Raw genomic sequence first — 22643 nt, forward strand, 5'->3', positions numbered from 1 at the left:
AAATACAAAAGCCGCTGCGAGGCAGCGGCTGGTGCTCGGGGCAACACCCGGGGGCGCTGCAAACCCTGCTGATGCAGGGCCGCTTGGGGATGAACCCCAAGCATAGTTGTTACTTGATGGTCAGGGCTTCCAGTTTGCCGCTGTTGCCATACACATAGATCGTGTCGCCCACCACCAGCGGACGGGCACGCAGGCCGTCGCTGTCGATGCGCTCACGGCCGACGAAACGACCGTCGACCTGACTCAGCAGATGCAGATAACCTTCCAGGTCACCCACAGCTACGTAGCTGGAGAACACTTCCGGAGCCGACAGTTGACGGCGAGCCAGCGAGTCGTTGCTCCACAGTGCGGTGGTGGAACGCTCATCGACGCCTTCAACGGTGCCCGAGGACAGGCTCACGTAGACGCTGCCGAAACCTTGAGCGATACCGGCGTAGCTCGACGCATCGCGCTGCCACAGTTGACGACCGCTTTCCAGGTCCAGTGCCGCAACGCGACCCTGATAGCTGGCCACGTACAGCGTGCCGCCCGACAGCAGCAGACCGCCGTCGATGTCGACCACGCGCTCCAGCTCCGAACGACCTTGTGGAATGGCGATGCGTTGTTCCCACACCGGCACGCCGTTGGAGATGTCCAGCGCGACCACTTTACCGGTCGACAGGCCAGCTACGGCCAGACGGTTGGTCACCAGCGGAGCACTGGTGCCACGCAGGGTCAGGACCGCCGGGGTGCTGTCATACACCCAGCGCTGGTTGCCGGTGGCAGCGTCCAGACCGATCAGACGATCGTCCTGGGTCTGCACCACCACCACGTCGCCATTGTTGGCCGGCGGCGCGAGCACTTCACTGTTGACGCGGGCACGCCACTTCTCTTCACCGTTGCTGGTGTCCAGAGCGACGACTTCGCCACGCAGCGTACCGATCAGTACCAGACCATAACCCACGCCAACGGCGCCGGAGACAGGCAGTTCCAGATCCTGGTCCCACTTCACGTCGCCGTTGCTGCGATCCAGCGCCATCACCACACCGGTCACATCGGCGGCGTAGATGGTGTCACCGTCGATCGCCGGCACCAGCATGTTGTAGGTTTCGCCCTGACCGTCACCGATCGAGCGGCTCCACTGCTTCTGCAGAACGACTTCTTCTTTGAAGTCGGTCAGTTCGGCCGGTGGCAATTCTTTCTTGCTGTTGCTGCTGCAACCCGCGGCCAGAAGGGCCAGAGCCAGCAATGCTGCATGCTTCCAACGGATCACGTCACGCATCCCCTTTGGCCAGGTCGTCGAGCTTGATTTGAAGGCCACCGACCGCCGCTTCATCCGACAGTGCCGCCTTGGCTTTTTGATACGCCTTGTTCGCGTCATCGGTACGGCCCAAGCGCACCAGCAGGTCGCCCTTGAGTTCTTCGCGAGTGGCCAGGAACGCTTTGTCGGCATCGCCGTCGAGCAGTTTCAGGGCGTCTTCGGCCTTGTCCTGCGCGCCCAGCACCTGCGCCAGACGCTGACGGGCGATTTCGCCCAGCGCCGGGTTGGCCGGTTTGTCGACGATGGCTTTGAGTTCGGTTGCCGCGTCGTCCAGCTTGCCGCTGTCGACCGCCACTTTGGCGACGAACAGGCTGCCGTATTGCGCATAGGCAGAACCGCCGTACTCGCTGTTGAGCTTGCCGGCCAGATCCGCAACGCGTGCGGCATCAGGCTTGCCGTCAGGCGTCAGCGTGGTTTCCAGCAATTGCTGATAGAGCACCGAGGCGCCTTGCGACTGGTTGCTCTGGTATTTGTGCCAGGCCTGCCAGCCGAACACGATGACCAGCGCCAACAGGCCGCCGGTGACCAGAGGTTTGCCGTTGCGTGTCCACCAGTCCTTCAAATCCGCCAACTGTTCGTCTTCGGTACTCGACACCCCAATACTCCTTAATCGCTAAATCGGCTGTTAAGACAGCTTCAACCCTGCACGACGCAGGTGGCCAGGTGAGCGGCAAGCGCATCCCAGGCAATGCTTTGTTGTTCGCCCTGGCCACGCAGGGGTTTGAAACCTACCACTTGCTGGGCCATTTCGTCGTCACCGAGGATCAATGCGTACAGCGCACCGCTCTTGTCGGCCTTCTTGAACTGGCTTTTGAAACTGCCGGCGCCGGCATTGACTTGCAGGCGCAGGTTTGGAAGTTGATCGCGAACACGTTCGGCCAGGGCCAGACCGGCCAGCTCGGCCTCTTCACCGAAGGCGCAGAGGTAGACGTCGACCTGACGGGAAATTTCCTGCGGAATCTGCTCAAGGGTTTCGAGCATCAATACCAGACGCTCGATGCCCATGGCGAAACCGACGCCCGGGGTCGGCTTGCCGCCCATCTGCTCGACCAGACCGTCGTAACGGCCGCCCGCGCACACGGTGCCCTGGGCGCCGAGCTTGTCGGTGACCCATTCGAAAACGGTTTTGCTGTAGTAATCGAGGCCACGCACCAGTTTCGGGTTGAGCACGTAAGGAATGCCGACGGCATCCAGACGCGCCTTCAGGCCTTCAAAGTGAGCGCGGGACTCGTCGTCGAGGTAATCGGCCATTTTCGGCGCATCGACCAGCACGGCCTGGGTGTCGGCATTTTTCGTGTCGAGCACGCGCAGCGGGTTGGTTTTCAGACGACGCTGGCTGTCTTCGTCGAGCTTGTCGTGGTGCGCCGAGAGGTACTCGACCAGCGCTTCACGATAGCGACCACGGGATTCGCTGGTGCCGAGGCTGTTGAGTTCGAGCTTGACCGCATCACGGATGCCCAGCTCGCCCCACAGGCGCCAGGTCATGATGATCAGCTCGGCGTCGATGTCCGGACCGTCGAGGTTGAACACTTCCAGACCGATCTGGTGGAACTGGCGATAACGGCCTTTTTGCGGACGCTCGTGGCGGAACATCGGGCCGATGTACCAGAGTTTCTGCACCTGACCACCGCCGGTGATGCCGTGCTCAAGCACGGCACGCACGCACGCCGCAGTGCCTTCGGGACGCAGGGTCAGGGAATCACCGTTGCGGTCTTCGAAGGTGTACATCTCTTTTTCGACGATATCGGTGACTTCGCCGATCGAGCGCTTGAACAGCTCGGTGAACTCGACGATCGGCATGCGGATCTGCTTGTAACCGTAGTTATCCAGCAGACGCGCCACAGTGCCTTCGAAATAACGCCACAGCGGGGTCTGTTCGGGCAGGATGTCGTTCATGCCACGAATGGCTTGCAGAGACTTGCTCACAAAATTTCCTTAATTCGTTCGATCAGCCGCGCGCGATAACGGCAGCGTCAGCTTCGACCTTTTCGGCCGCTTTCTGGCGGATCAGCTTTTCCAGCTCGTCCACCAGATTGTCATTCGTCAGCTTCTGCGACGGCTTGCCGTCGATGTAAATCAGGTTTGGCGTGCCGCCGGTCAAGCCGATATGGGCTTCCTTGGCTTCGCCGGGGCCGTTGACCACGCAACCGATGACCGCGACATCCAGCGGCACCAGCAGGTCTTCAAGGCGCCCTTCCAGCTCGTTCATGGTCTTGACCACATCGAAGTTCTGCCGCGAGCAGCTCGGGCAGGCGATGAAGTTGATGCCACGGGAACGCAGATGCAAAGACTTGAGAATGTCGTAACCGACCTTCACTTCCTCGACCGGGTCGGCCGCCAGCGAGATGCGGATAGTATCGCCAATCCCTTCGGCGAGCAGCATACCTAGGCCCACGGCGGATTTCACCGTGCCCGAGCGCAAACCGCCGGCTTCGGTGATGCCCAAGTGCAACGGCTGAACGATTTCTTTCGCCAGCAGGCGGTAGGCTTCGACGGCCATGAACACGTCGGAGGCTTTCACGCTGACCTTGAAGTCCTGGAAATTCAGGCGTTCGAGGTGTTCAACGTGGCGCAGCGCGGATTCGACCAATGCGGCCGGGGTCGGCTCGCCGTATTTCTTTTGCAGGTCTTTTTCCAGCGAACCGGCGTTGACGCCGATGCGGATCGGAATGCCGCGATCACGCGCCGCATCGACCACGGCACGCACGCGGTCTTCGCGACCGATGTTGCCCGGATTGATGCGCAGACAGTCCACACCCAGTTCGGCCACGCGCAAGGCGATTTTGTAGTCGAAGTGGATATCGGCCACCAACGGCACTTTGACCAGTTGCTTGATCTTGCCGAACGCCTCGGCGGCGTCCATGTCCGGCACCGAGACGCGAACGATGTCGACGCCGGCGGCTTCCAGACGATTGATCTGCGCCACGGTCGCGGCGACGTCATTGGTGTCGCTGTTGGTCATGCTCTGCACAGCGATCGGCGCGTCGCCGCCCACCGGTACGTTGCCGACCCAGATCTTGCGCGATTCGCGACGTTTGATTGGAGATTCGCCGTGCATGACTTATTGACCCAACTTCAGGCGAGCAGTCTCGCCACTGGTGAACGGAGCGATATCGACCGGTTGGCCGTTGTAGCTGACCTGTGCCGCGCGGGCAACGCCCAGACGTACGGCGAGCGGCGGCTTGCCGGAAACACTCACGCTGTCGCCTTTATGCTTCAGGCCGCTGAAAATCACTTTGCCACGGCCATCGGTCACCTGTGCCCAGCAATCGCCGGTGAACTGCAATTGCACCTGGCCTTCGCCGGCAACCGGAGCAGCTGCTTCAGCGCTTGGCGCTTGAGCAACCGGCGCGGTCGGGGCAGGTGTCGCTGGGACATTCGGCGCTGGAGTGGCCGGAGCCGCCACCACTGGCGCAGGCGTCTGTGCCGGTGCGCTTGGCGCAACTGCCGGGGCAGCTGGCTCGGTAGCTGGCGCAGCAGATTCGGCGCCGGTCGATTCAGCACTGGTTTCCGACTGCGGCAAGGCCAGCGTTGTCGAACTGTCGGCCTGATTTTCGGCGACAGCCTGATCTTCCGGCTCGTCGATCGGGTGGATCTGCGTGGTGCCGTCCGCGCCTTCGACTTCGACGTGTTCAGGCGCCAGGCTGGTCAGATCGCGGGTGCGCTGCGAGGTCTGATCCTGCCACCAGACGAAACCGCCACCGATGACCGCGATCAGCAGCAACAGGCTGACGATACGCAAAATGGTGTGGGAAACGCGCACCGGCTCTTCGATACGACCGAGGGCATGAACGTTGCTGCCCTGGGAATCGGTGCCGGTGGACTGGTCGAATTGCTGAACCAGAACGGTCTGGTCCATGCCGAGCAATTTGGCATAGGCGCGAATGTAACCGCGAGCGAAGGTATGCCCCGGCAGCTTGTCGAAAGCGCCGGCTTCAAGATTGCTCAGGGACGTCACGGTGAGGTTGAGCTTGAGGGCCACTTCGGCCAGCGACCAGCCATTGCTTTCGCGGGCCTGGCGCAGGGTCTCACCGGGATTTACGCGATTCGCTGCTACAACTTCGGGATGCGCCGCTTTCATCATTGCTCCGACAGGTATTGCTGATATTCCGGCGTACCGGGATAGAGTCGTTTTAATTGCAGACCGTAACTGGCTGCCTTGTCGCGATCTTCAAACACTTTTGCCAGCCGAACGCCGAGCAATAGACTACGTGCATTTTGTTCGGTGAGCTGGCTGAAACGGTCGTAATAGTCACGCGCGGGCACATAATGCCTGTCTTCGAAGGACAACTCAGCCATTTCCAGCAATGCGCGCGGTTGTTGGCGATTCAGGCGCAGGGCTTTTTCCAGCTGTTGCTGGGCCAGATCACGCTGGCCGAGCTTGGCGGCGGTCATGCCGAGATTTTCGAAGACCCGCGAGCGCTCAGGATACAGGGTATCGGCGGCCGCTTGTTCAAAACGCTCGTAGGCTTCCTTGTAGCGCTGTTCTTCGTAGAGAAAACTGCCGTAGTTGTTGAGGATGCGCGCATCGGCGGGACGTGAGGACAGGGCCTTGCGAAAGTGCTCGTCGGCAAGTGCCGGTTCCATTTCAGCTTGGAACACCAGACCGAGGGCCGCATTGGCGTCGGGGTCGGAACTGTCCAGCTCCAGCGCTTTCTTCAATGGCACCTTGGCGCGCTCGGTCATGCCTTGCTGCAGATAGCCCAGCCCCAGCTGCACGTAGGCAGCCCGCGCTTCATCGCGGCCCTTGCTGGTCTTCATCGGGTTGTAGTCACCCGACAGGACACAGCCAGCGCACAGGCTGGCCAACAGCAACAGCAGCGCAAAGCGCAGGGACATAGAGATCCTCTCTTAGTTAGTGTTCGCGGCGTTCTGTGCCAGATCGCTGTCGGCGCTCAACTCGCGCACGGCGATGTAACGTTCGCTGCGACGGGTGCGATCCAGCACCTGCCCTACCAATTGACCACATGCGGCGTCGATGTCTTCACCACGGGTGGTGCGCACGGTGACGTTGAAACCGGCCTGATGCAACTGATCCTGGAAGCGGCGGATGGCATTGTTGCTCGGCCGCTCGTACCCGGAGTGCGGGAACGGGTTGAACGGGATCAGGTTGATCTTGCACGGGATGTCTTTAAGCAGCTCGATCATTTCCACTGCGTGCTCAAGCTTGTCGTTGACGTCCTTGAGCAAGGTGTACTCGATGGTCAGCACACGTTTCTCACCAAGGGCGGACATGTAGCGCTGGCACGACTCGAGCAGCATCTTAAGCGGATATTTCTTGTTGATCGGCACCAATTGGTTACGCAATGCGTCATTCGGTGCATGCAGGGACAACGCCAGGGATACGTCGATGTGCTTGGCCAGCTCATCGATCATCGGCACCACACCCGAGGTGGACAGGGTCACGCGGCGCTTGGAGATCCCGTAGCCGAGGTCATCCATCATCAGATGCATGGCGGCGACGACGTTGTCGAAGTTCAGCAACGGCTCGCCCATGCCCATCATCACCACGTTGGTGATGGCGCGGTCGACGGTGGCCGGGACGCTGCCGAAAGATTTGTTGGCAATCCACACCTGACCGATGACTTCGGCGGCGGTGAGGTTGCTGTTGAAGCCTTGCTTGCCGGTGGAGCAGAAACTGCAATCCAGGGCACAGCCTGCCTGGGACGAAACGCACAAGGTGCCGCGTTTGCCCTGGGGAATGTACACGGTCTCGACGCAGCTGCCGGACGCCACGCGCACCACCCATTTACGGGTGCCGTCGCTGGAGATGTCCTCGCTGACCACTTCCGGACCACGCACTTCAGCAATGGCCTTGAGCTTGTCGCGCAAGGCTTTGCTGACGTTCGTCATAGCGTCGAAATCATCGACGCCAAAGTGGTGAATCCATTTCATTACCTGACCGGCACGGAAACGCTTCTCCCCGATTGAGTCGAAGAATTTTTCCATTTCCGGCTGGGTCAGACCCAGCAGGTTTGTTTTAACAGTCGATGTAGTCATGGATTCACCTTCACTCTGCAAGCAATGCTTAGCGAGTGGTTACTTCAGTAGCTGCGAAGAAGTAAGCGATTTCGCGAGCGGCAGCAGCTTCGGAGTCCGAACCGTGAACGGCGTTGGCGTCGATCGATTCAGCGAAGTCAGCACGGATGGTGCCGGCAGCAGCTTCTTTAGGGTTGGTAGCGCCCATCAGCTCACGGTTGCGAGCGATAGCGTTTTCACCTTCCAGAACCTGAACGACAACCGGACCGGAAGTCATGAAAGCAACCAGGTCACCGAAGAAACCGCGCTCGCTGTGCTCAGCGTAGAAGCCTTCGGCTTCGGCTTTGGACAGTTGCTTCAGTTTCGAAGCTACAACGCGCAGGCCAGCGTCTTCGAAGCGAGTGGTGATCTTGCCGATCACGTTTTTAGCAACGGCGTCAGGCTTGATGATGGAGAAAGTACGTTGAACAGCCATGGTGTAACTCCAGAAACGGTAATTTGCGAAAAATTAAACCCGCGAATTATACGCGGGTTCTTTGGTATTGCCTAACCTGCGAGGACGATCAGTCGACTTCTTCGATCCAGAGCGCCTGAACCGCTTCCAACACCTTCTCGCCGACACGGCCGGAGGTGTTGTCGAAGTCAGGCAGTTCCATGATCCATCGCTGCAAGTCGACGAAATTGACATAAACCGGATCTACATCCGGCTTGGCTTCCGCCAATTCTTCTGCAATGCGTTGAACATCATTCCAACCGTAGCTCATGACAGTCTTACCAGTCAGTGCGGCGCTTCGGCCGCATGGTTAAGCGAATATTTCGGAATCTCGACGGTGAGGTCTTCCTCACCGACGATGGCCTGACATGCCAGACGCGATTGCGCTTCCAGGCCCCAGGCACGGTCGAGGAAGTCTTCTTCCAGCTCGTCGGCCTCTTCCAGCGAGTCGAAACCCTCGCGGATGATGCAATGGCACGTGGTGCAGGCGCAGACGCCGCCGCACGCGCTTTCCATCTCGATATGGTGTTCGTGGGCCAGTTCGAGAATCGATGTGCCGGGCGCAGCCTCGACCACCATGCCTTCAGGGCAGAACTTCTCGTGGGGCAGAAAAATGACCTGCGGCATCAGATATCCTCGATTTCATTCAGGTTGCGCCCCGACAGAGCGGCTTTCACCGTCAGATCCATGCGGCGGGCAGCAAAAGCATCGGTCACTTGCGACAGACGCTTGGTCTGCTGCTCGATGGCGTAGCCATCGGTACCTTTCATCAGTTCGGCCAGTTCCTGCATTTGCAGTTCGATGACCATGCGCTCTTCGGCGTCGAGCAGACGCTCGCCATCGGCCTCCAGCGCGCCCTGCACCGCTTCGAGCAGGCGCTGGGCATCGACTTGCTGCTCACGCAGAACACGGGCGACCTTGTCGTCATTGGCGTGCTGGAACGAATCCTTGAGCATCTTGGCGATTTCGCCATCGGTCAGACCATAGGAAGGTTTGACCTGAATGCTCGCCTCAACGCCCGAGCCCAATTCACGGGCAGACACGCTGAGCAGACCGTCGGCGTCGACCTGGAAGGTCACGCGAATTTTCGCCGCACCGGCCACCATCGCCGGAATGCCGCGCAATTCGAACCGTGCCAGAGAGCGGCAGTCGCTGATCAGCTCGCGCTCACCCTGCAACACGTGGATCGCCATGGCCGACTGGCCGTCTTTATAGGTGGTGAAGTCCTGAGCGCGGGCGACCGGGATGGTGGTGTTGCGCGGAATCACCTTCTCCATCAGACCGCCCATGGTTTCCAAACCAAGGGAAAGCGGAATCACGTCGAGCAGCAGCAGTTCGCCGCCATCGCGCTTGTTGCCAGCCAGGGTGTCGGCCTGGATCGCGGCCCCGATGGCCACCACTTGATCCGGGTCGATTTCCGTCAATGGCTGACGACCGAAGGCTTCGGCAACGGCTTCACGAACACGTGGCACGCGGGTCGAACCGCCGACCATGACCACAGCGTGGACGTCTTCGAGTTCAATACCGGAATCGCGAACCGCGCGGCGGCAGGCTTTCAGACTGCGCGCGACCATTGGCTCGATCAGCGCATCGAAGGCTTCGCGGGTCAGTTGCGCTTTCCAGTCGCCGTAAGCCACTTCCACACTGGCTGCATCGGTCAAAGCTTCTTTGGCCGCGCAGGCGGTTTGCAGCAGATTGCGTTGTGCGCCCGGATCGAGATCGGCGGACAGGCCAGCACTCTCGATGATCCAGCCGGCAATCGCATGATCGAAGTCATCGCCGCCCAGCGCGCTGTCGCCGCCAGTGGCCAGAACTTCAAAGACGCCGCCAGTCAGACGCAGAATCGAAATATCGAAGGTACCGCCGCCAAGGTCATAAATTGCAACCAGGCCTTCAGCATGTTGATCCAGACCATACGCCACAGCAGCAGCGGTCGGCTCATTGAGCAGACGCAACACGTTCAGACCGGCGAGTTTGGCCGCATCTTTGGTGGCCTGACGCTGCGCATCGTCGAAGTAGGCAGGAACGGTGATTACCGCGCCAACCAGTTCGCCACCCAAGGTCGCTTCAGCGCGCTGACGCAGGACCTTGAGGATATCGGCGGAGACTTCAACCGGGCTTTTCGGTCCTTGCACGGTGTCGATGAACGGCATGTGCGATTCGCCGCCGACAAAGCGGTACGGCAGTTGCTCGCCCAATTGCTTGACGTCGGACAGACCACGACCCATCAAGCGCTTGACCGAAAGCACGGTGTTAAGAGGATCGGAGGATGCCGCCAGCTTGGCGGACTCACCGACTTCGACGCGGTCGGCGTGATAACGCACGGCGGACGGCAGGATGACCTGCCCGTTGGCGTCGGCCAGCGGTTCGGAAAGACCACTGCGCAGCGCAGCGACCAGCGAATTGGTAGTACCCAAGTCGATGCCCACAGCCAGACGGCGCTGGTGCGGTTGAGGACTTTGGCCGGGTTCGGCGATCTGCAGTAGAGCCATGGTGATCAGGTCTTGTCTGTCTGTCAGCGTGCAATCAGGGCAGCACTGGGTTAATCGTCGAGGCGCTCTTCCAGCTGGCGCACTTCGTAGGTGAGCTTGTCGAGGAACTGCATGCGCCGCATCAGGCGTTCGGCCTGTTCACGTTGCGCTGCATCATCCCAACAGGCTGCGAAGCTTTCGTTGAGCTGTTCCTGAGCCGTCTTCAAACGACGCTTGAATACCGCGACACCGTCGAGGTCGGCGCTGTCCTGCAGATCTTCGAGCTCTTCGCGCCATTGCATCTGCTGCAGAAGAAACTCGGGATCGTGGACGGTGACTTCCATCGGCACTTCATGCCCGCTGATTTTCAGCAGGTAGCGTGCGCGCTGGGCCGGGCTCTTGAGCGTCTGGTAGGCGTCGTTGAGCCGCGCCGATTGCTCGAGCGCCGAGCGCTGCTCGCGTTCGGATGCATCGGCAAAACGGTCAGGATGGACGCCGCGCGCCAACTCACGGTAGCGCGTGGCCAACTGCTCGAGATCCAGGCGGAAGCTCGGTTGCAGCTCGAATAAAGCGAAATGACAAGGAATACCCACGACCAGCCTCAGATGTTGAAGCTTTCGCCGCAGCCACATTCACCGCGCACGTTGGGGTTGTTGAACTTGAAGCCTTCGTTCAACCCTTCCTTGACGAAGTCGAGCTCGGTGCCGTCCAGGTAGGCCAGGCTTTTCGGGTCGATGATCACTTTTTCGCCGTGACTCTCGAACACCTGATCTTCCGCCACCACCTCGTCGACAAACTCCAGCACGTAGGCAAGGCCGGAACAGCCTGTGGTGCGAACACCCAGACGAATCCCTTCACCTTTGCCGCGCCCATCGAGGGAGCGCCGCACGTGTCGAGCAGCCGCTTCTGTCATGCTGATAGCCATCGTTGACTCCTTACTCGTCGCCGAATCTTGAAATTCAGATCAAGCCTTTCTTCTGCTTGTAATCGCGAACAGCCGCTTTGATAGCGTCTTCAGCGAGCACGGAGCAGTGGATTTTCACTGGCGGCAGGGCCAGTTCTTCGGCCAGCTGAGTGTTCTTGATGGTTTCGGCTTCGTCCAGGGTCTTGCCCTTCATCCACTCGGTGGCGAGGGAGCTGGAGGCAATGGCCGAACCGCAACCGTAGGTCTTGAACTTGGCGTCTTCGATAACGCCCTGATCGTTGACCTTGATCTGCAGACGCATCACGTCGCCGCACGCCGGAGCGCCGACCATGCCGGTGCCGACATCAGGATCTTCCGCGTTCATCTTGCCGACGTTGCGCGGGTTTTCGTAGTGGTCGATGACCTTTTCGCTGTAAGCCATGATTCTCAATCCTCACTCATCAGGGCCGCTCTTGAGACCCTGCAACTGCGCTGCGTTAACGCCGCGTCGCTACAGGATCTGTATCCGGCGGCTTCTATAGTTAGTGTGCCGCCCACTCGATTTTCGAGATATCGACGCCGTCTTTGTACATGTCCCACAGCGGCGACAGAGCGCGCAGCTTGGTAACGGCCTCGCAGACTTTCTGCGCGGCGTAGTCGATTTCTTCTTCGGTGGTGAAACGGCCGAAGGTAAAGCGGATCGAGCTGTGTGCCAGTTCGTCGTTGCGGCCCAGGGCGCGCAGTACGTACGAAGGCTCCAGCGACGCCGAGGTGCAGGCCGAACCGGACGATACCGCCAGATCCTTGAGCGCCATGATCAGCGACTCGCCTTCAACGTAGTTGAAGCTCAGGTTCAGGTTGTGCGGAACGCGGGCGGTCAGGCTGCCGTTGACGTACAGCTCTTCCAGGTGCTCGACCTGCTTGTAGAAGCGATCGCTCAAGGCTTTGATGCGCACGTTTTCAGCGGCCATGTCTTCCTTGGCTACGCGGAACGCTTCGCCCATGCCGACGATCTGGTGGGTCGCCAGGGTGCCGGAACGCATGCCGCGCTCGTGACCGCCGCCGTGCATGGTCGCTTCGATGCGCACACGCGGCTTGCGGCTGACGTACAGCGCGCCGATGCCTTTAGGGCCATAAGTCTTGTGGGCGGAGAACGACATCATGTCGACTTTCAGCTTCTGCAGATCGATTTCGACCTTGCCGGTGGACTGAGCCGCGTCGACATGGAACAGCACGCCTTTGGCGCGCAGCATCTCGCCGATGGCAGCGATGTCGTTGATGGTGCCGATTTCGTTGTTGACATGCATCACCGACACCAGAATGGTGTCTTCGCGCAGTGCGGCGTCAATCATTGCCGGGGTGATCAGACCGTCTTCGGTCGGCTCGAGGTAGGTCACTTCGAAGCCTTCACGCTCCAGCTGGCGCATGGTGTCGAGGACTGCCTTGTGCTCGATCTTGCTGGTGATCAGGTGCTTGCCCTTGGAGGCGTAGAAATGTGCCGCGCCCTTGATCGCCAGGTTGTCGGATTCGGTGGCACCGGAGGTCCAGACGATTTCGCGCGGGTCGGCATTGACCAGATCGGCCACCTGACGACGAGCGTTTTCGACGGACTCTTCAGCCTTCCAGCCGAACACGTGGGAGCGGGACGCCGGGTTACCGAAGTTTCCGTCGACCAGCAGGCATTCACTCATTTTCTGCGCAACGCGCGGATCAACCGGGGTGGTTGCAGAGTAATCAAGGTAAATCGGCAATTTCATGGACTATCTCCTAAATCAGGGCTGGCGTGCCGCGGGTAGCTCTTCGGCTGTCATTCGACGGCGGACGCTTCAATCTTGTCCAGGCGTGGCGCCTTGCTGCTGCATCGGCGCTGGTCCTGACGCTGGGCCACTTCTTGTACCTCACGGCGAGTGACAAGGTCGGCCAAGCTGATACCGCTCAGAAATTCGTGAATCTGCAGGCTCAAGTCGCACCACAGATGATGGGTCAGGCAGGTATCACCGGAATGGCAATCGCCCTGGCCCTGGCACTTGGTGGCATCGACCGATTCGTTCACCGCATCGATCACCTGGGCGACCTGGATGCCCTGCATGTCGCGGGACAACTGGTAGCCACCACCCGGACCGCGAACGCTGGAAACCAGGTTGCTGCGGCGCAGCTTGGCAAACAGCTGCTCGAGGTAGGACAGGGAGATGCCTTGGCGCTCGGAGATATCGGCCAGAGACACCGGCCCGTGCTGCGCGTGCAACGCCAGGTCAAGCATGGCGGTCACGGCGTATCGGCCTTTTGTAGTCAGTCGCATGGACAGTTACCACGGAGTTCGGAATGGGCGGGAGTATGCAATTCCCGAGCATTTAAGTCAACTATAAGACCTAGTGCTTTAGTCGGGTTTACCCGCAAAAGAGCGCGCACACTATAGCAAAGACGGGCTGCGGACAGCCAGCGGAACCGCGTGATCGTTCTTCGCGAGCAGGCTCGCTCCCACATTGGAATGCATTGCTCTTGTGGGAGCGAGCCTGCTCGCGAAAAGCAGCGCCGCGGTTCAGCCGGCTTTCGATTCGTCCTTGCCCTTGACGCAAGCGAAGTCTTCTTCACGCAGTTCAGGCAGATCTTTCGCACAGTAATTGCTGCCCAGATCCTTCAGCGCGCCGCACATGCCTTCCAGGCGCCCGTCCACTGCTTGCAGATGATCGAGCAACTGGCCGATGGCGCGAGCCACCGGGTCAGGCATGTCTTCGCTGACACCGTAGGCGTCGAAACCGATCTTTTCCGCCATGGCTTTGCGCTTGGCGTCCTGCTCTTCATCGGTCTTGACGATGATCCGCCCCGGAATCCCCACTACAGTGGCGCCCGGTGGCACTTCTTTGGTGACCACAGCATTGGAACCGACTTTGGCGCCGGCACCCACCGTGAACGGGCCAAGCACCTTGGCGCCAGCGCCGACCACCACGCCATCACCCAACGTCGGGTGACGCTTGCCTTTGTTCCAACTGGTGCCGCCGAGGGTCACGCCTTGATAGATGGTGACGTCGTCGCCGATCTCGGCGGTTTCACCAATGACGATGCCCATGCCGTGATCGATGAAGAAACGCCGACCGACCTTGGCGCCCGGATGAATCTCGATCCCGGTCAGCCAGCGACCGAAGTTCGACACCAGCCGCGCCAGCCACTTCAATTCGTTGCGCCAGAGCATGCCGGCCAGTCGATGAATCCAGATCGCATGCATGCCGGGGTAGCAGGTCAGGACTTCAAAAGCGTTACGTGCCGCCGGGTCTCGATGGAATACGCTCTGGATATCTTCACGCAAACGCTCAAACATCATTCAATCCTTCCGCTTTAGAAGCTCGCCACGGGCCGCTTTCTGGGTTTCCGTGAGGATGCCACGCAAAATATTCATTTCCGCCCGGCTGACCGAGCTGCGTCCGTACAACCGGCGCAGGCGCGCCATCAAGTGCCGTGGCTTTTCCGGATCGAGGAATTCGATGGCGACCAGCGTCTGCTCCAGGTGCTCATAGAATCGCTCCAGCTCATCCATGGTCGCCAGCTCGGCGCTTTTCACCGAGGCCACTTCTTCTTTCTCGACCTTGCTCGGCTGACCCTGTGCGGCCAGCCAGGCCATGCGCACTTCATAACTCAACACCTGCACCGCCGCCCCGAGGTTCAGCGAACTGAACGTCGGGTCGGAAGGGATGTGTACGTGAAAGTGACATCGCTGCAGCTCTTCGTTGGTCAGGCCGGAATCTTCACGGCCGAACACCAAAGCAATCTCGGCGCCCTGCCCGGCTTCCTCGACCACTTTGTTACCGCATTCGCGCGGATCCAGCAGCGGCCAGGGAATACGCCGGTCGCGGGCGCTGGTGCCGAGCACCAGATTGCAGCCGACCAGAGCATCTTCCAAGGTGGCGACGACTTGCGCGTTTTCAAGGATGTCACCGGCACCGGAGGCGCGGGCATCGGCCTCGTGGTGCGGGAAGACCCGCGGATCGACCAGCACCAGTCGCGACAGACCCATGTTTTTCATGGCGCGCGCGGCCCCGCCGATGTTGCCGGGGTGGCTGGTGTTGACCAGGACGACACGAATGTTCTGCAGCAAGGGAGGCGCTCTCGGACACAGGAAAGGGGGGCAAATCTTACAGAACAGCCTACCGTTAAGCTATGAAAGCGAACAGCGTCCTTCACCTGAAGAAAAGTTCTGATAGAATGCGCGGCTTTCTTTAACAACCTTAGGTGACACATCCATGCAGCCCATGCTGAATATCGCGCTGCGCGCCGCCCGCAGCGCCAGTGAACTGATCTTCCGCTCCATCGAGCGCCTGGATACCATCAAGGTCGACGAAAAAGACGCCAAGGACTACGTATCCGAGGTCGATCGCGCCGCTGAACAGAAAATCATCGATGCCCTGCGCAAGGCTTACCCGAATCACTCGATTCAGGGTGAAGAAACCGGCCTGCACGCTGGCACCGGCATCGAAGGCGAAGAGTACCTGTGGATCATCGATCCGCTGGACGGCACCACCAACTTCCTCCGTGGCATTCCGCACTTTGCAGTGAGCATTGCCTGCAAATATCGTGGCCGCCTGGAGCACGCAGTGGTTCTGGACCCGGTTCGCCAGGAAGAATTCACCGCCAGCCGTGGTCGCGGCGCTCAACTGAACGGTCGTCGTCTGCGCGTCAGCGGTCGTACCAGCCTCGACGGCGCCCTGCTCGGCACTGGCTTCCCGTTCCGTGACGACCAGATGGACAACCTCGACAACTACCTGGGCATGTTCCGCGCTCTGGTTGGCCAGACTGCCGGCATCCGCCGCGCCGGTTCGGCGAGCCTGGACCTGGCTTACGTAGCTGCCGGTCGTTTCGATGCGTTCTGGGAATCGGGCCTGTCCGAGTGGGACATGGCTGCAGGCGCCCTGCTGATTCAAGAAGCCGGCGGTCTGGTGAGCGACTTCACCGGTGGTCACGACTTCCTGGAAAAAGGCCACATCGTTGCCGGCAACACCAAATGCTTCAAGGCAGTGCTGACGGCGATCCAGCCGCACCTGCCGGCTTCGCTGAAGCGCTAAGCTTTCCGCGAAACCAAAAAGCACCCTCCGGGGTGCTTTTTTTATGCCTGCGATTCAACACCGTTCCCTGTAGGAGCTGCCGAAGGCTGCGATCTTTTGATCTTGCTATCAAAAAAACAAAGTCAAAAGATCGCAGCCTTCGGCAGCTCCTACACTAATCAGGTGAATCAACAGGAGATCGGTTGACTGAAGAAATCGCGAGCACAAAAAAAGCACCCCGCAGGGTGCTTCTTTTCACAACCGTAAATCCTTACTGAGCCGGCTCATTCTGCGACAGGATCAGCTTGCCTTCCTTGTCGACCGGAATCTGGTTGCCCGGATCGCGATCCATCCGCACCTTGCCTTCCTTGCCATCGAGCGAGTAACGCACGTCGTAGCCGACGACCTTGTCGCTGATGTCATTGACCGTGTTGCAGCGAGTTTGCGTAGTGGTGTAGGTGTCGCGGTTCTGCATACCTTCCTGCACCTTGTTACCGGCATAACCGCCGCCAACTGCACCGGCCACGGTGGCAATCTTCTTGCCGGTACCGCCGCCCACCTGATTACCCAACAAACCACCGGCTACGGCACCGATCGCCGTGCCGAGAATCTGGTGTTGATCCTTGACCGGCGCCTGCCGGGTCACGGTTACATCCTTGCATACTTCACGTGGAGTCTTGATCTGTGTCTTGACCGGCTCAACGGCTAATACTTGCGCATACTCAGGGCCGCTTTTAACCAGGCTGTAGGTGGCAACAGCACCCCCGGCTGTGACACCGACAGCACCCAATACCGCACCAACCAGCAACGACTTGTTCACATGAACCTCCTGACCATCACATGCGGGACGCGCCCGCGCTTCTCCCAGCCTTGGAGCACAAAAAAAGGCGCGAGTTCAACTCGCGCCTTTTGTCGGCTGACAGCCGGGAAATCGCTGGCCGTTATGGACGGTCGTCGACTTCCTTGTCGGTGTTGGCCGGAGGAATCAGATCCTCGGTGGTCAGGTTCAGCCAGATCAGCACCACGTTGGCGATGTAGATCGACGAGTAGGTACCCGCCAGTACACCGATGAACAGCGCGATGGAGAAGCCGAACAGGTTGTCGCCGCCGAAGAACAACAGTGCCGCGATGGCCAGCAGCGTGGAGATCGACGTCGCCATGGTGCGCAGCAGGGTCTGGGTGGTCGAGATGTTGATGTTCTCGATCAGCGTCGCCTTGCGCAGCACACGGAAGTTCTCACGTACCCGGTCGAAAACCACGATGGTGTCGTTCAGCGAATAACCGATGATCGCCAGCACCGCCGCCAGCACCGTCAGATCGAAGGTGATCTGGAAGTACGAGAGGATACCCACGGTCACGATCACGTCGTGGATCAGCGACACAATGGCGCCGACCGCAAACTTCCACTGAAAGCGGAACGCCAGGTAGATCAGGATGCCGCCGAGCGCCAGCAGCATGCCGAGGCCGCCCTGGTCGCGCAGTTCTTCACCAACCTGCGGGCCGACGAACTCGACTCGCTTGACCGTCGCCGGGTTGTCGCCGCCGACCTTCTGCAATGCGTCTGCGACCTGATGGCCCAGCTGCGGGTCTTCACCCGGCATGCGCACCAGCAAGTCAGTAGTGGCGCCGAAGTTCTGCACCACAGCTTCGTGATAACCGGAAGTCGCCAGTTGCTCGCGCACCTTGGTGACATCGGCCGGACGCTCGTAGGTCAGCTCGATGAGCGTACCGCCGGTGAAGTCCAGACCCCAGTTCATGCCCTTGGTGGCGACACTGAACAAGGCAATGACGGTAAGCAACACGGTGACGCCGAACGCGAAGTTGCGAACGCCCATGAAGTTGATTGTACGTAACATGGCAGCCCCTTAAATCCACAACTTCTTGAAGTCACGCCCGCCAAAGATCAGGTTGACCATTGCGCGGGTCACCATGATGGCCGTGAACATCGAGGTAAAGATCCCGAGGGACATGGTCACTGCGAAACCCTTCACCGGGCCGGTGCCCATGGCGAAGAGAATGCCGCCGACCAGCAAGGTGGTCAGGTTGGCATCGAGAATCGCAGTAAATGCCCGGCCGAAGCCTTCGTTGATTGCCCGCTGCACAGTCATGCCGGCGGCGATCTCTTCACGAATCCGCGAGAAGATCAGTACGTTGGCGTCGACCGCCATACCCATGGTCAGGACGATACCGGCGATACCCGGCAGGGTCAGCGTGGCGCCCAACAGCGACATCAATGCCAGCAGCAGCACCATGTTCACCGCCAGCGCGACGGTGGCGATGACGCCGAAGAAGCGGTAGATGGCGATGATGAACAGCGATACGAACAGCATGCCCCACAGGGAAGCGTCGATACCTTTGGTGATGTTGTCAGCACCCAGGCTCGGACCGATTGTGCGCTCTTCAGCGAAGTACATCGGTGCAGCCAGACCACCGGCACGCAGCAGCAGCGCCAGCTCGGACGACTCGCCCTGACCGTTCAGGCCAGTGATGCGGAATTGCGCACCCAGCGGCGACTGAATGGTCGCCAGGCTGATGATCTTCTTCTCTTCCTTGAACGTCTGCACCGCAACGTCTTTCTCGACGCCATCAACCACTTGCTTGGTGTAAGTGGTGACCGGACGCTGTTCGATGAAGATCACCGCCATGCTGCGGCCGACGTTGGAGCGGGTCGCGCGGCTCATCAGCTCGCCACCGTGGCCATCCAGACGGATGTTCACTTCAGGCGTGCCGTGCTCGCCGAAACCGGCCTTGGCGTCGGTGACCTGGTCACCAGTGATGATCAGACCACGCTCGATCTGCGCTGGCGGACGGTTGCCTTCGCGGAATTCGAACGACTCGGAAGTGGCTTTCGAAGCGCCCGGCTCGGCGGCCAGACGGAACTCAAGGTTGGCCGTCTTGCCGAGGATACGCTTGGCTTCGGCAGTGTCCTGCACGCCCGGCAGCTCAACCACGATGCGGTTGGCGCCCTGACGCTGCACGATCGGTTCGGCAACACCCAGCTCGTTGACGCGGTTACGTACCGTGGTCAGGTTCTGCTTGATGGAGTATTCACGGATTTCCGCCAGCTTGGCCGGGGTCATCGCCAGACGCAGCACCGGTTGACCGTTGAGATCGGCCGGAACAATGTCGAAATCGTTGAAGTTCTTGCGGATCAGCGCACGGGCCTGTTCGCGAGAATCTTCATCGCTGAAGCCCAACTGAATGGCACCGCCCAGTTGCGGCAGGCTGCGATAGCGCAGCTTCTCTTTGCGCAGCAGGCTCTTGACGTCGCCTTCGTAGACTTTCAGGCGCGCATCGAGGGCTTTGTCCATGTCCACTTCGAGCAGGAAGTGCACACCACCGGACAAGTCCAGACCCAGCTTCATCGGGTGCGCACCGAGGTTGCGCAACCATTGCGGCGTGGTCTGTGCCAGGTTCAGCGCGACGACGTAGTCATCACCCAATGCCTTGCGCACAACATCCTTGGCCGGCAGCTGGTCTTCAGCCTTGCTCAGACGGATCAGACCGCCCTTGCCGCCTGCCGTCAGCGTAGCCGCCTTGACGTTGATGCCGGACTCTTTCAGCGCTGTGCTGACGCGAGCCAGATCGGCGTCATTGACCTGCAGAGCCGTGCTGGCGCCGCTGATCTGAATCGCCGGGTCATCAGGGTAAAGATTGGGAGCGGAATAAATCAGACCGATCGCCAGCACCGCCAGGATCAGAATGTATTTCCACAGAGGGTATTTGTTCAGCATCACGCCGCCCGTTATGAACGCGGGGCGCCTTGCGCGCCCCGTCGATTGAGTAGAAGTTGTTGCTCTTAGATCGCTTTCAGCGTGCCTTTTGGCAGCGTGGCGGCGATGGCGCCTTTCTGGAACTTCATTTCCACGGTGTCGGAAACTTCCAGAACCACGAAGTCATCGGCAACCTTGGTGATCTTGCCGGCGATGCCCCCAGTGGTCACGACTTCGTCGCCCTTCTGCAGGCTGCTCAGCAGGTTCTTCTGCTCTTTGGCGCGCTTGGCCTGTGGACGCCAGATCATCAGGTAGAAGATGACCAGGAAGCCGACCAGGAAAATCCACTCGAAGCCGCCGCCCATTGGGCTTGCAGCAGCCGGTGCAGCTGCGTCAGCCATGGCGTTAGAGATAAAAAAGCTCATTTAGCACTCCAGTTGCAAATGTTGAATCTTGGGGTCAGAAAACTCAGTCCAAAGGCGGAACGGGAAGTCCGCGTTTGGCGTAGAAGGCATCGACAAAGGCGGCCAATGTACCCTGTTGAATAGCCTCGCGCAAACCAGCCATGAGCACCTGATAATGGCGCAAGTTATGGATGGTATTGAGCATGCTGCCGAGCATTTCGCCGCACTTGTCCAGGTGATGCAGATAAGCGCGCGAGAAGTTCTGGCAGGTGTAGCAATCGCAGGTCGGATCCAGCGGCGATTCATCATGGCGATGGAACGCGTTACGGATCTTCAGCACACCGGTATCGATGAACAGATGCCCATTGCGGGCATTACGGGTTGGCATCACGCAATCGAACATGTCCACCCCGCGGCGCACACCCTCAACCAGATCTTCCGGTTTGCCAACGCCCATAAGGTAACGAGGTTTGTCAGCGGGCATCTGGCCCGGCAGATAATCCAGCACCTTGATCATTTCGTGCTTCGGTTCGCCCACCGACAGACCGCCGATGGCGAGGCCGTCGAAGCCGATCTTGTCGAGGCCTTCGAGCGAGCGCATGCGCAGGTTTTCATGCATGCCGCCCTGAACGATGCCGAACAGCGCTGCGGTGTTGTCACCGTGGGCATTCTTCGAACGCTGGGCCCAACGCAACGACAGCTCCATCGATACCCGCGCGACGTCTTCGTCAGCCGGATACGGCGTGCATTCGTCGAAGATCATCACAATGTCGGAACCGAGATCGCGCTGCACCTGCATCGATTCTTCCGGGCCCATGAACACTTTGGCGCCGTCGACCGGAGAAGCGAAGGTCACGCCCTCCTCCTTGATCTTGCGCATCGCGCCGAGGCTGAACACCTGGAAGCCGCCGGAGTCGGTGAGGATCGGGCCTTTCCACTGCATGAAATCGTGCAGGTCGCCGTGCTCCTTGATCACTTGAGTGCCGGGACGCAGCCACAGGTGAAAAGTGTTGCCCAGAATGATTTCCGCGCCAGTGGCGACGATGTCGCGCGGCAGCATGCCCTTGACCGTGCCATAGGTGCCGACCGGCATGAACGCCGGGGTCTCTACGGTGCCACGGGGGAAGGTCAGGCGACCACGACGAGCCTTGCCATCGGTGGCCAGCAGCTCAAAGGACATTCGACATTCGCGACTCATTCTGTTTCCTCTGGGCCTGTCTGTTCAGGGGCAGTTGGAGCGGGATTGCGGGTGATGAACATCGCATCCCCGTAACTGAAAAAGCGGTAGCCGTTTTCCACGGCGGCCTTGTAGGCGGCCATGGTTTCGGGATAACCGGCAAACGCCGAAACCAGCATCAACAGCGTGGATTCCGGCAAATGGAAATTGGTCACCAGGGCATCGACCACATGAAACGGCCGGCCCGGATAGATAAAGATGTCGGTGTCGCCACTGAACGGCTTGAGCACACCCTCGCGCGCCGCGCTTTCCAGCGAACGCACGCTGGTGGTGCCGACCGCAATCACCCGACCGCCACGCGCACGGCACGCAGCGACCGCATCGACCACATCCTGGCCGACTTCCAGCCACTCGCTGTGCATGTGGTGATCTTCGATCTTCTCGACACGCACCGGCTGAAACGTCCCCGCGCCGACGTGCAACGTCACGAACGCAGTCTCGACGCCCTTGGCAGCAATCGCCTGCATCAGCGGCTCATCGAAATGCAGCCCCGCCGTCGGCGCCGCCACCGCACCCAGACGCTGGGCATACACGGTCTGATAACGCTCGCGATCCGAGCCTTCATCCGGGCGGTCTATATAAGGAGGCAACGGCATGTGCCCGACGCGATCGAGCAGCGGCAAGACTTCCTCGGTAAAACCCAGCTCGAACAGCGCATCATGACGCGCGAGCATCTCGGCTTCGCCACCGCCGTCGATAAGGATCTTCGAACCCGGCTTCGGCGACTTGCTGGAGCGCACATGCGCCAGCACGCGGTGCGCATCGAGCACGCGCTCGATGAGAATTTCCAGCTTGCCGCCGGACGCTTTCTGCCCGAACAGCCGCGCCGGAATCACCCGGGTATTGTTGAACACCATCAAATCGCCCGGGCGCAAATGCTCCAGCAAATCAGTGAATTGACGGTGTGCCAGGGCGCCGCTCGGCCCATCAAGGGTCAGCAGGCGACTACCGCGACGCTCGGCCAACGGATGGCGGGCGATCAGCGAATCAGGAAGCTCGAAAGTAAAGTCAGCAACGCGCATGATGGGGTTCGTCTAGCAGGGCCGGAAAGTCTAGCGGAAATATCGAAAATTGACCATGAAACGTGATTGACCAACGGTAATCACCTC

The 22643-nt window shown here is 60.0% G+C and carries 25 protein-coding genes; 1 reads left to right on the forward strand and 24 read right to left on the reverse strand.

All coding sequences use genetic code 11. The features are described from left to right. Positions 1-109 precede the first annotated feature (109 nt). The 18 genes from bamB to trmJ all read right to left on the reverse strand — a co-directional run bounded on the left by bamB (position 110) and on the right by trmJ (position 15237). Complete coding sequence (gene bamB / locus AC0Z5Z_RS23905) at positions 110-1261, reverse strand: outer membrane protein assembly factor BamB (protein ID WP_016773335.1); 1152 nt, start codon at positions 1259-1261, stop codon at positions 110-112. Then, on the reverse strand, positions 1254-1895 hold the full coding sequence (locus AC0Z5Z_RS23910; protein ID WP_056790153.1) for a tetratricopeptide repeat protein: 642 nt from the start codon (positions 1893-1895) through the stop codon (positions 1254-1256). Before AC0Z5Z_RS23910 ends, bamB begins: the two co-directional genes overlap by 8 nt. A gap of 41 nt (positions 1896-1936) precedes the next feature. Then, positions 1937-3226, reverse strand: a complete 1290-nt coding sequence (gene hisS, locus AC0Z5Z_RS23915; protein WP_252882632.1) for a histidine--tRNA ligase — start codon at positions 3224-3226, stop codon at positions 1937-1939. 22 nt (positions 3227-3248) lie between these two features. Then, positions 3249-4358, reverse strand: coding sequence for a flavodoxin-dependent (E)-4-hydroxy-3-methylbut-2-enyl-diphosphate synthase (ispG, locus tag AC0Z5Z_RS23920; RefSeq protein ID WP_016773332.1), 1110 nt, complete (start codon positions 4356-4358; stop codon positions 3249-3251). A 3-nt stretch (positions 4359-4361) separates the two neighbouring features. Next, a complete protein-coding gene (locus tag AC0Z5Z_RS23925; RefSeq protein WP_095181707.1) occupies positions 4362-5381 on the reverse strand; it encodes a RodZ domain-containing protein in 1020 nt (339 codons plus the stop codon). Continuing rightward, positions 5381-6139, reverse strand: coding sequence for a type IV pilus biogenesis/stability protein PilW (pilW, locus tag AC0Z5Z_RS23930; RefSeq protein WP_252876855.1), 759 nt, complete (start codon positions 6137-6139; stop codon positions 5381-5383). Before pilW ends, AC0Z5Z_RS23925 begins: the two co-directional genes overlap by 1 nt. Before the next feature lie 12 nt (positions 6140-6151). Next, the gene (gene rlmN, locus AC0Z5Z_RS23935) at positions 6152-7300 is read right to left on the reverse strand and encodes a dual-specificity RNA methyltransferase RlmN (RefSeq protein WP_024014215.1); all 1149 of its coding nucleotides are present in this window, start codon (positions 7298-7300) and stop codon (positions 6152-6154) included. Positions 7301-7328: 28 nt separating this feature from the next. Beyond that, a complete protein-coding gene (gene ndk / locus AC0Z5Z_RS23940) occupies positions 7329-7754 on the reverse strand; it encodes a nucleoside-diphosphate kinase (protein WP_024014216.1) in 426 nt (141 codons plus the stop codon). An 88-nt stretch (positions 7755-7842) separates the two neighbouring features. Then, entirely contained in the window at positions 7843-8043 is a 201-nt protein-coding gene (iscX, locus tag AC0Z5Z_RS23945) for a Fe-S cluster assembly protein IscX (protein ID WP_252868237.1), read from the reverse strand. A gap of 14 nt (positions 8044-8057) precedes the next feature. Next, positions 8058-8399, reverse strand: coding sequence for an ISC system 2Fe-2S type ferredoxin (fdx, locus tag AC0Z5Z_RS23950; RefSeq protein WP_016773327.1), 342 nt, complete (start codon positions 8397-8399; stop codon positions 8058-8060). After that, the gene (gene hscA, locus AC0Z5Z_RS23955) at positions 8399-10264 is read right to left on the reverse strand and encodes a Fe-S protein assembly chaperone HscA (protein WP_039761433.1); all 1866 of its coding nucleotides are present in this window, start codon (positions 10262-10264) and stop codon (positions 8399-8401) included. The genes fdx and hscA overlap by 1 nt, the downstream gene beginning before the upstream one ends. A 50-nt stretch (positions 10265-10314) precedes the next feature. Continuing rightward, positions 10315-10836, reverse strand: a complete 522-nt coding sequence (gene hscB, locus AC0Z5Z_RS23960; protein ID WP_056790165.1) for a co-chaperone HscB — start codon at positions 10834-10836, stop codon at positions 10315-10317. Between the two features lie 8 nt (positions 10837-10844). Continuing rightward, positions 10845-11168 (reverse strand): iron-sulfur cluster assembly protein IscA, encoded by a 324-nt coding sequence (iscA, locus tag AC0Z5Z_RS23965; protein ID WP_003227904.1) that lies wholly within the window; start codon positions 11166-11168, stop codon positions 10845-10847. Between the two features lie 34 nt (positions 11169-11202). Further along, positions 11203-11589 carry a Fe-S cluster assembly scaffold IscU gene (iscU, locus tag AC0Z5Z_RS23970; protein ID WP_003227907.1) on the reverse strand — a complete coding sequence of 129 codons (387 nt, stop codon included), beginning with the start codon at positions 11587-11589 and terminating at the stop codon, positions 11203-11205. 100 nt (positions 11590-11689) lie between these two features. Further along, positions 11690-12904 (reverse strand): IscS subfamily cysteine desulfurase, encoded by a 1215-nt coding sequence (locus AC0Z5Z_RS23975; protein ID WP_016773324.1) that lies wholly within the window; start codon positions 12902-12904, stop codon positions 11690-11692. Positions 12905-12954: 50 nt separating this feature from the next. Continuing rightward, positions 12955-13446, reverse strand: coding sequence for a Fe-S cluster assembly transcriptional regulator IscR (gene iscR, locus AC0Z5Z_RS23980; protein ID WP_016773323.1), 492 nt, complete (start codon positions 13444-13446; stop codon positions 12955-12957). Positions 13447-13686: 240 nt separating this feature from the next. Next, positions 13687-14463 (reverse strand): serine O-acetyltransferase, encoded by a 777-nt coding sequence (cysE, locus tag AC0Z5Z_RS23985; RefSeq protein WP_024014221.1) that lies wholly within the window; start codon positions 14461-14463, stop codon positions 13687-13689. Between the two features lie 3 nt (positions 14464-14466). Continuing rightward, a complete protein-coding gene (trmJ, locus tag AC0Z5Z_RS23990) occupies positions 14467-15237 on the reverse strand; it encodes a tRNA (cytosine(32)/uridine(32)-2'-O)-methyltransferase TrmJ (RefSeq protein WP_041479930.1) in 771 nt (256 codons plus the stop codon). A gap of 145 nt (positions 15238-15382) precedes the next feature. Between trmJ and suhB the strand changes: the two genes are divergently transcribed. Next, complete coding sequence (suhB, locus tag AC0Z5Z_RS23995; RefSeq protein WP_016773320.1) at positions 15383-16201, forward strand: type III secretion system regulator SuhB; 819 nt, start codon at positions 15383-15385, stop codon at positions 16199-16201. A 250-nt stretch (positions 16202-16451) separates the two neighbouring features. Here the strand turns inward: suhB and AC0Z5Z_RS24000 are convergent, their stop codons facing one another. From AC0Z5Z_RS24000 to queA, 6 genes are all read right to left on the reverse strand, one after another. After that, positions 16452-17000: a glycine zipper 2TM domain-containing protein gene (locus AC0Z5Z_RS24000; RefSeq protein ID WP_041479931.1), complete on the reverse strand. Its 549-nt coding sequence runs from the start codon at positions 16998-17000 to the stop codon at positions 16452-16454. Positions 17001-17121: 121 nt separating this feature from the next. After that, positions 17122-18036, reverse strand: a complete 915-nt coding sequence (gene secF, locus AC0Z5Z_RS24005; RefSeq protein WP_041479932.1) for a protein translocase subunit SecF — start codon at positions 18034-18036, stop codon at positions 17122-17124. Positions 18037-18045: 9 nt separating this feature from the next. Next, positions 18046-19914, reverse strand: a complete 1869-nt coding sequence (gene secD / locus AC0Z5Z_RS24010; RefSeq protein WP_016773318.1) for a protein translocase subunit SecD — start codon at positions 19912-19914, stop codon at positions 18046-18048. 65 nt (positions 19915-19979) lie between these two features. Next, positions 19980-20318 (reverse strand): preprotein translocase subunit YajC, encoded by a 339-nt coding sequence (yajC, locus tag AC0Z5Z_RS24015; RefSeq protein WP_016773317.1) that lies wholly within the window; start codon positions 20316-20318, stop codon positions 19980-19982. A 43-nt stretch (positions 20319-20361) separates the two neighbouring features. Then, complete coding sequence (tgt, locus tag AC0Z5Z_RS24020; RefSeq protein ID WP_160768392.1) at positions 20362-21477, reverse strand: tRNA guanosine(34) transglycosylase Tgt; 1116 nt, start codon at positions 21475-21477, stop codon at positions 20362-20364. Positions 21478-21491: 14 nt separating this feature from the next. Continuing rightward, a complete protein-coding gene (gene queA / locus AC0Z5Z_RS24025) occupies positions 21492-22556 on the reverse strand; it encodes a tRNA preQ1(34) S-adenosylmethionine ribosyltransferase-isomerase QueA (RefSeq protein ID WP_485611737.1) in 1065 nt (354 codons plus the stop codon). Between the last annotated feature and the right edge of the window lie 87 nt (positions 22557-22643).

The sequence above is a fragment of the Pseudomonas sp. 1L-E-NC-VB-C3 genome, assembly GCF_057291535.1.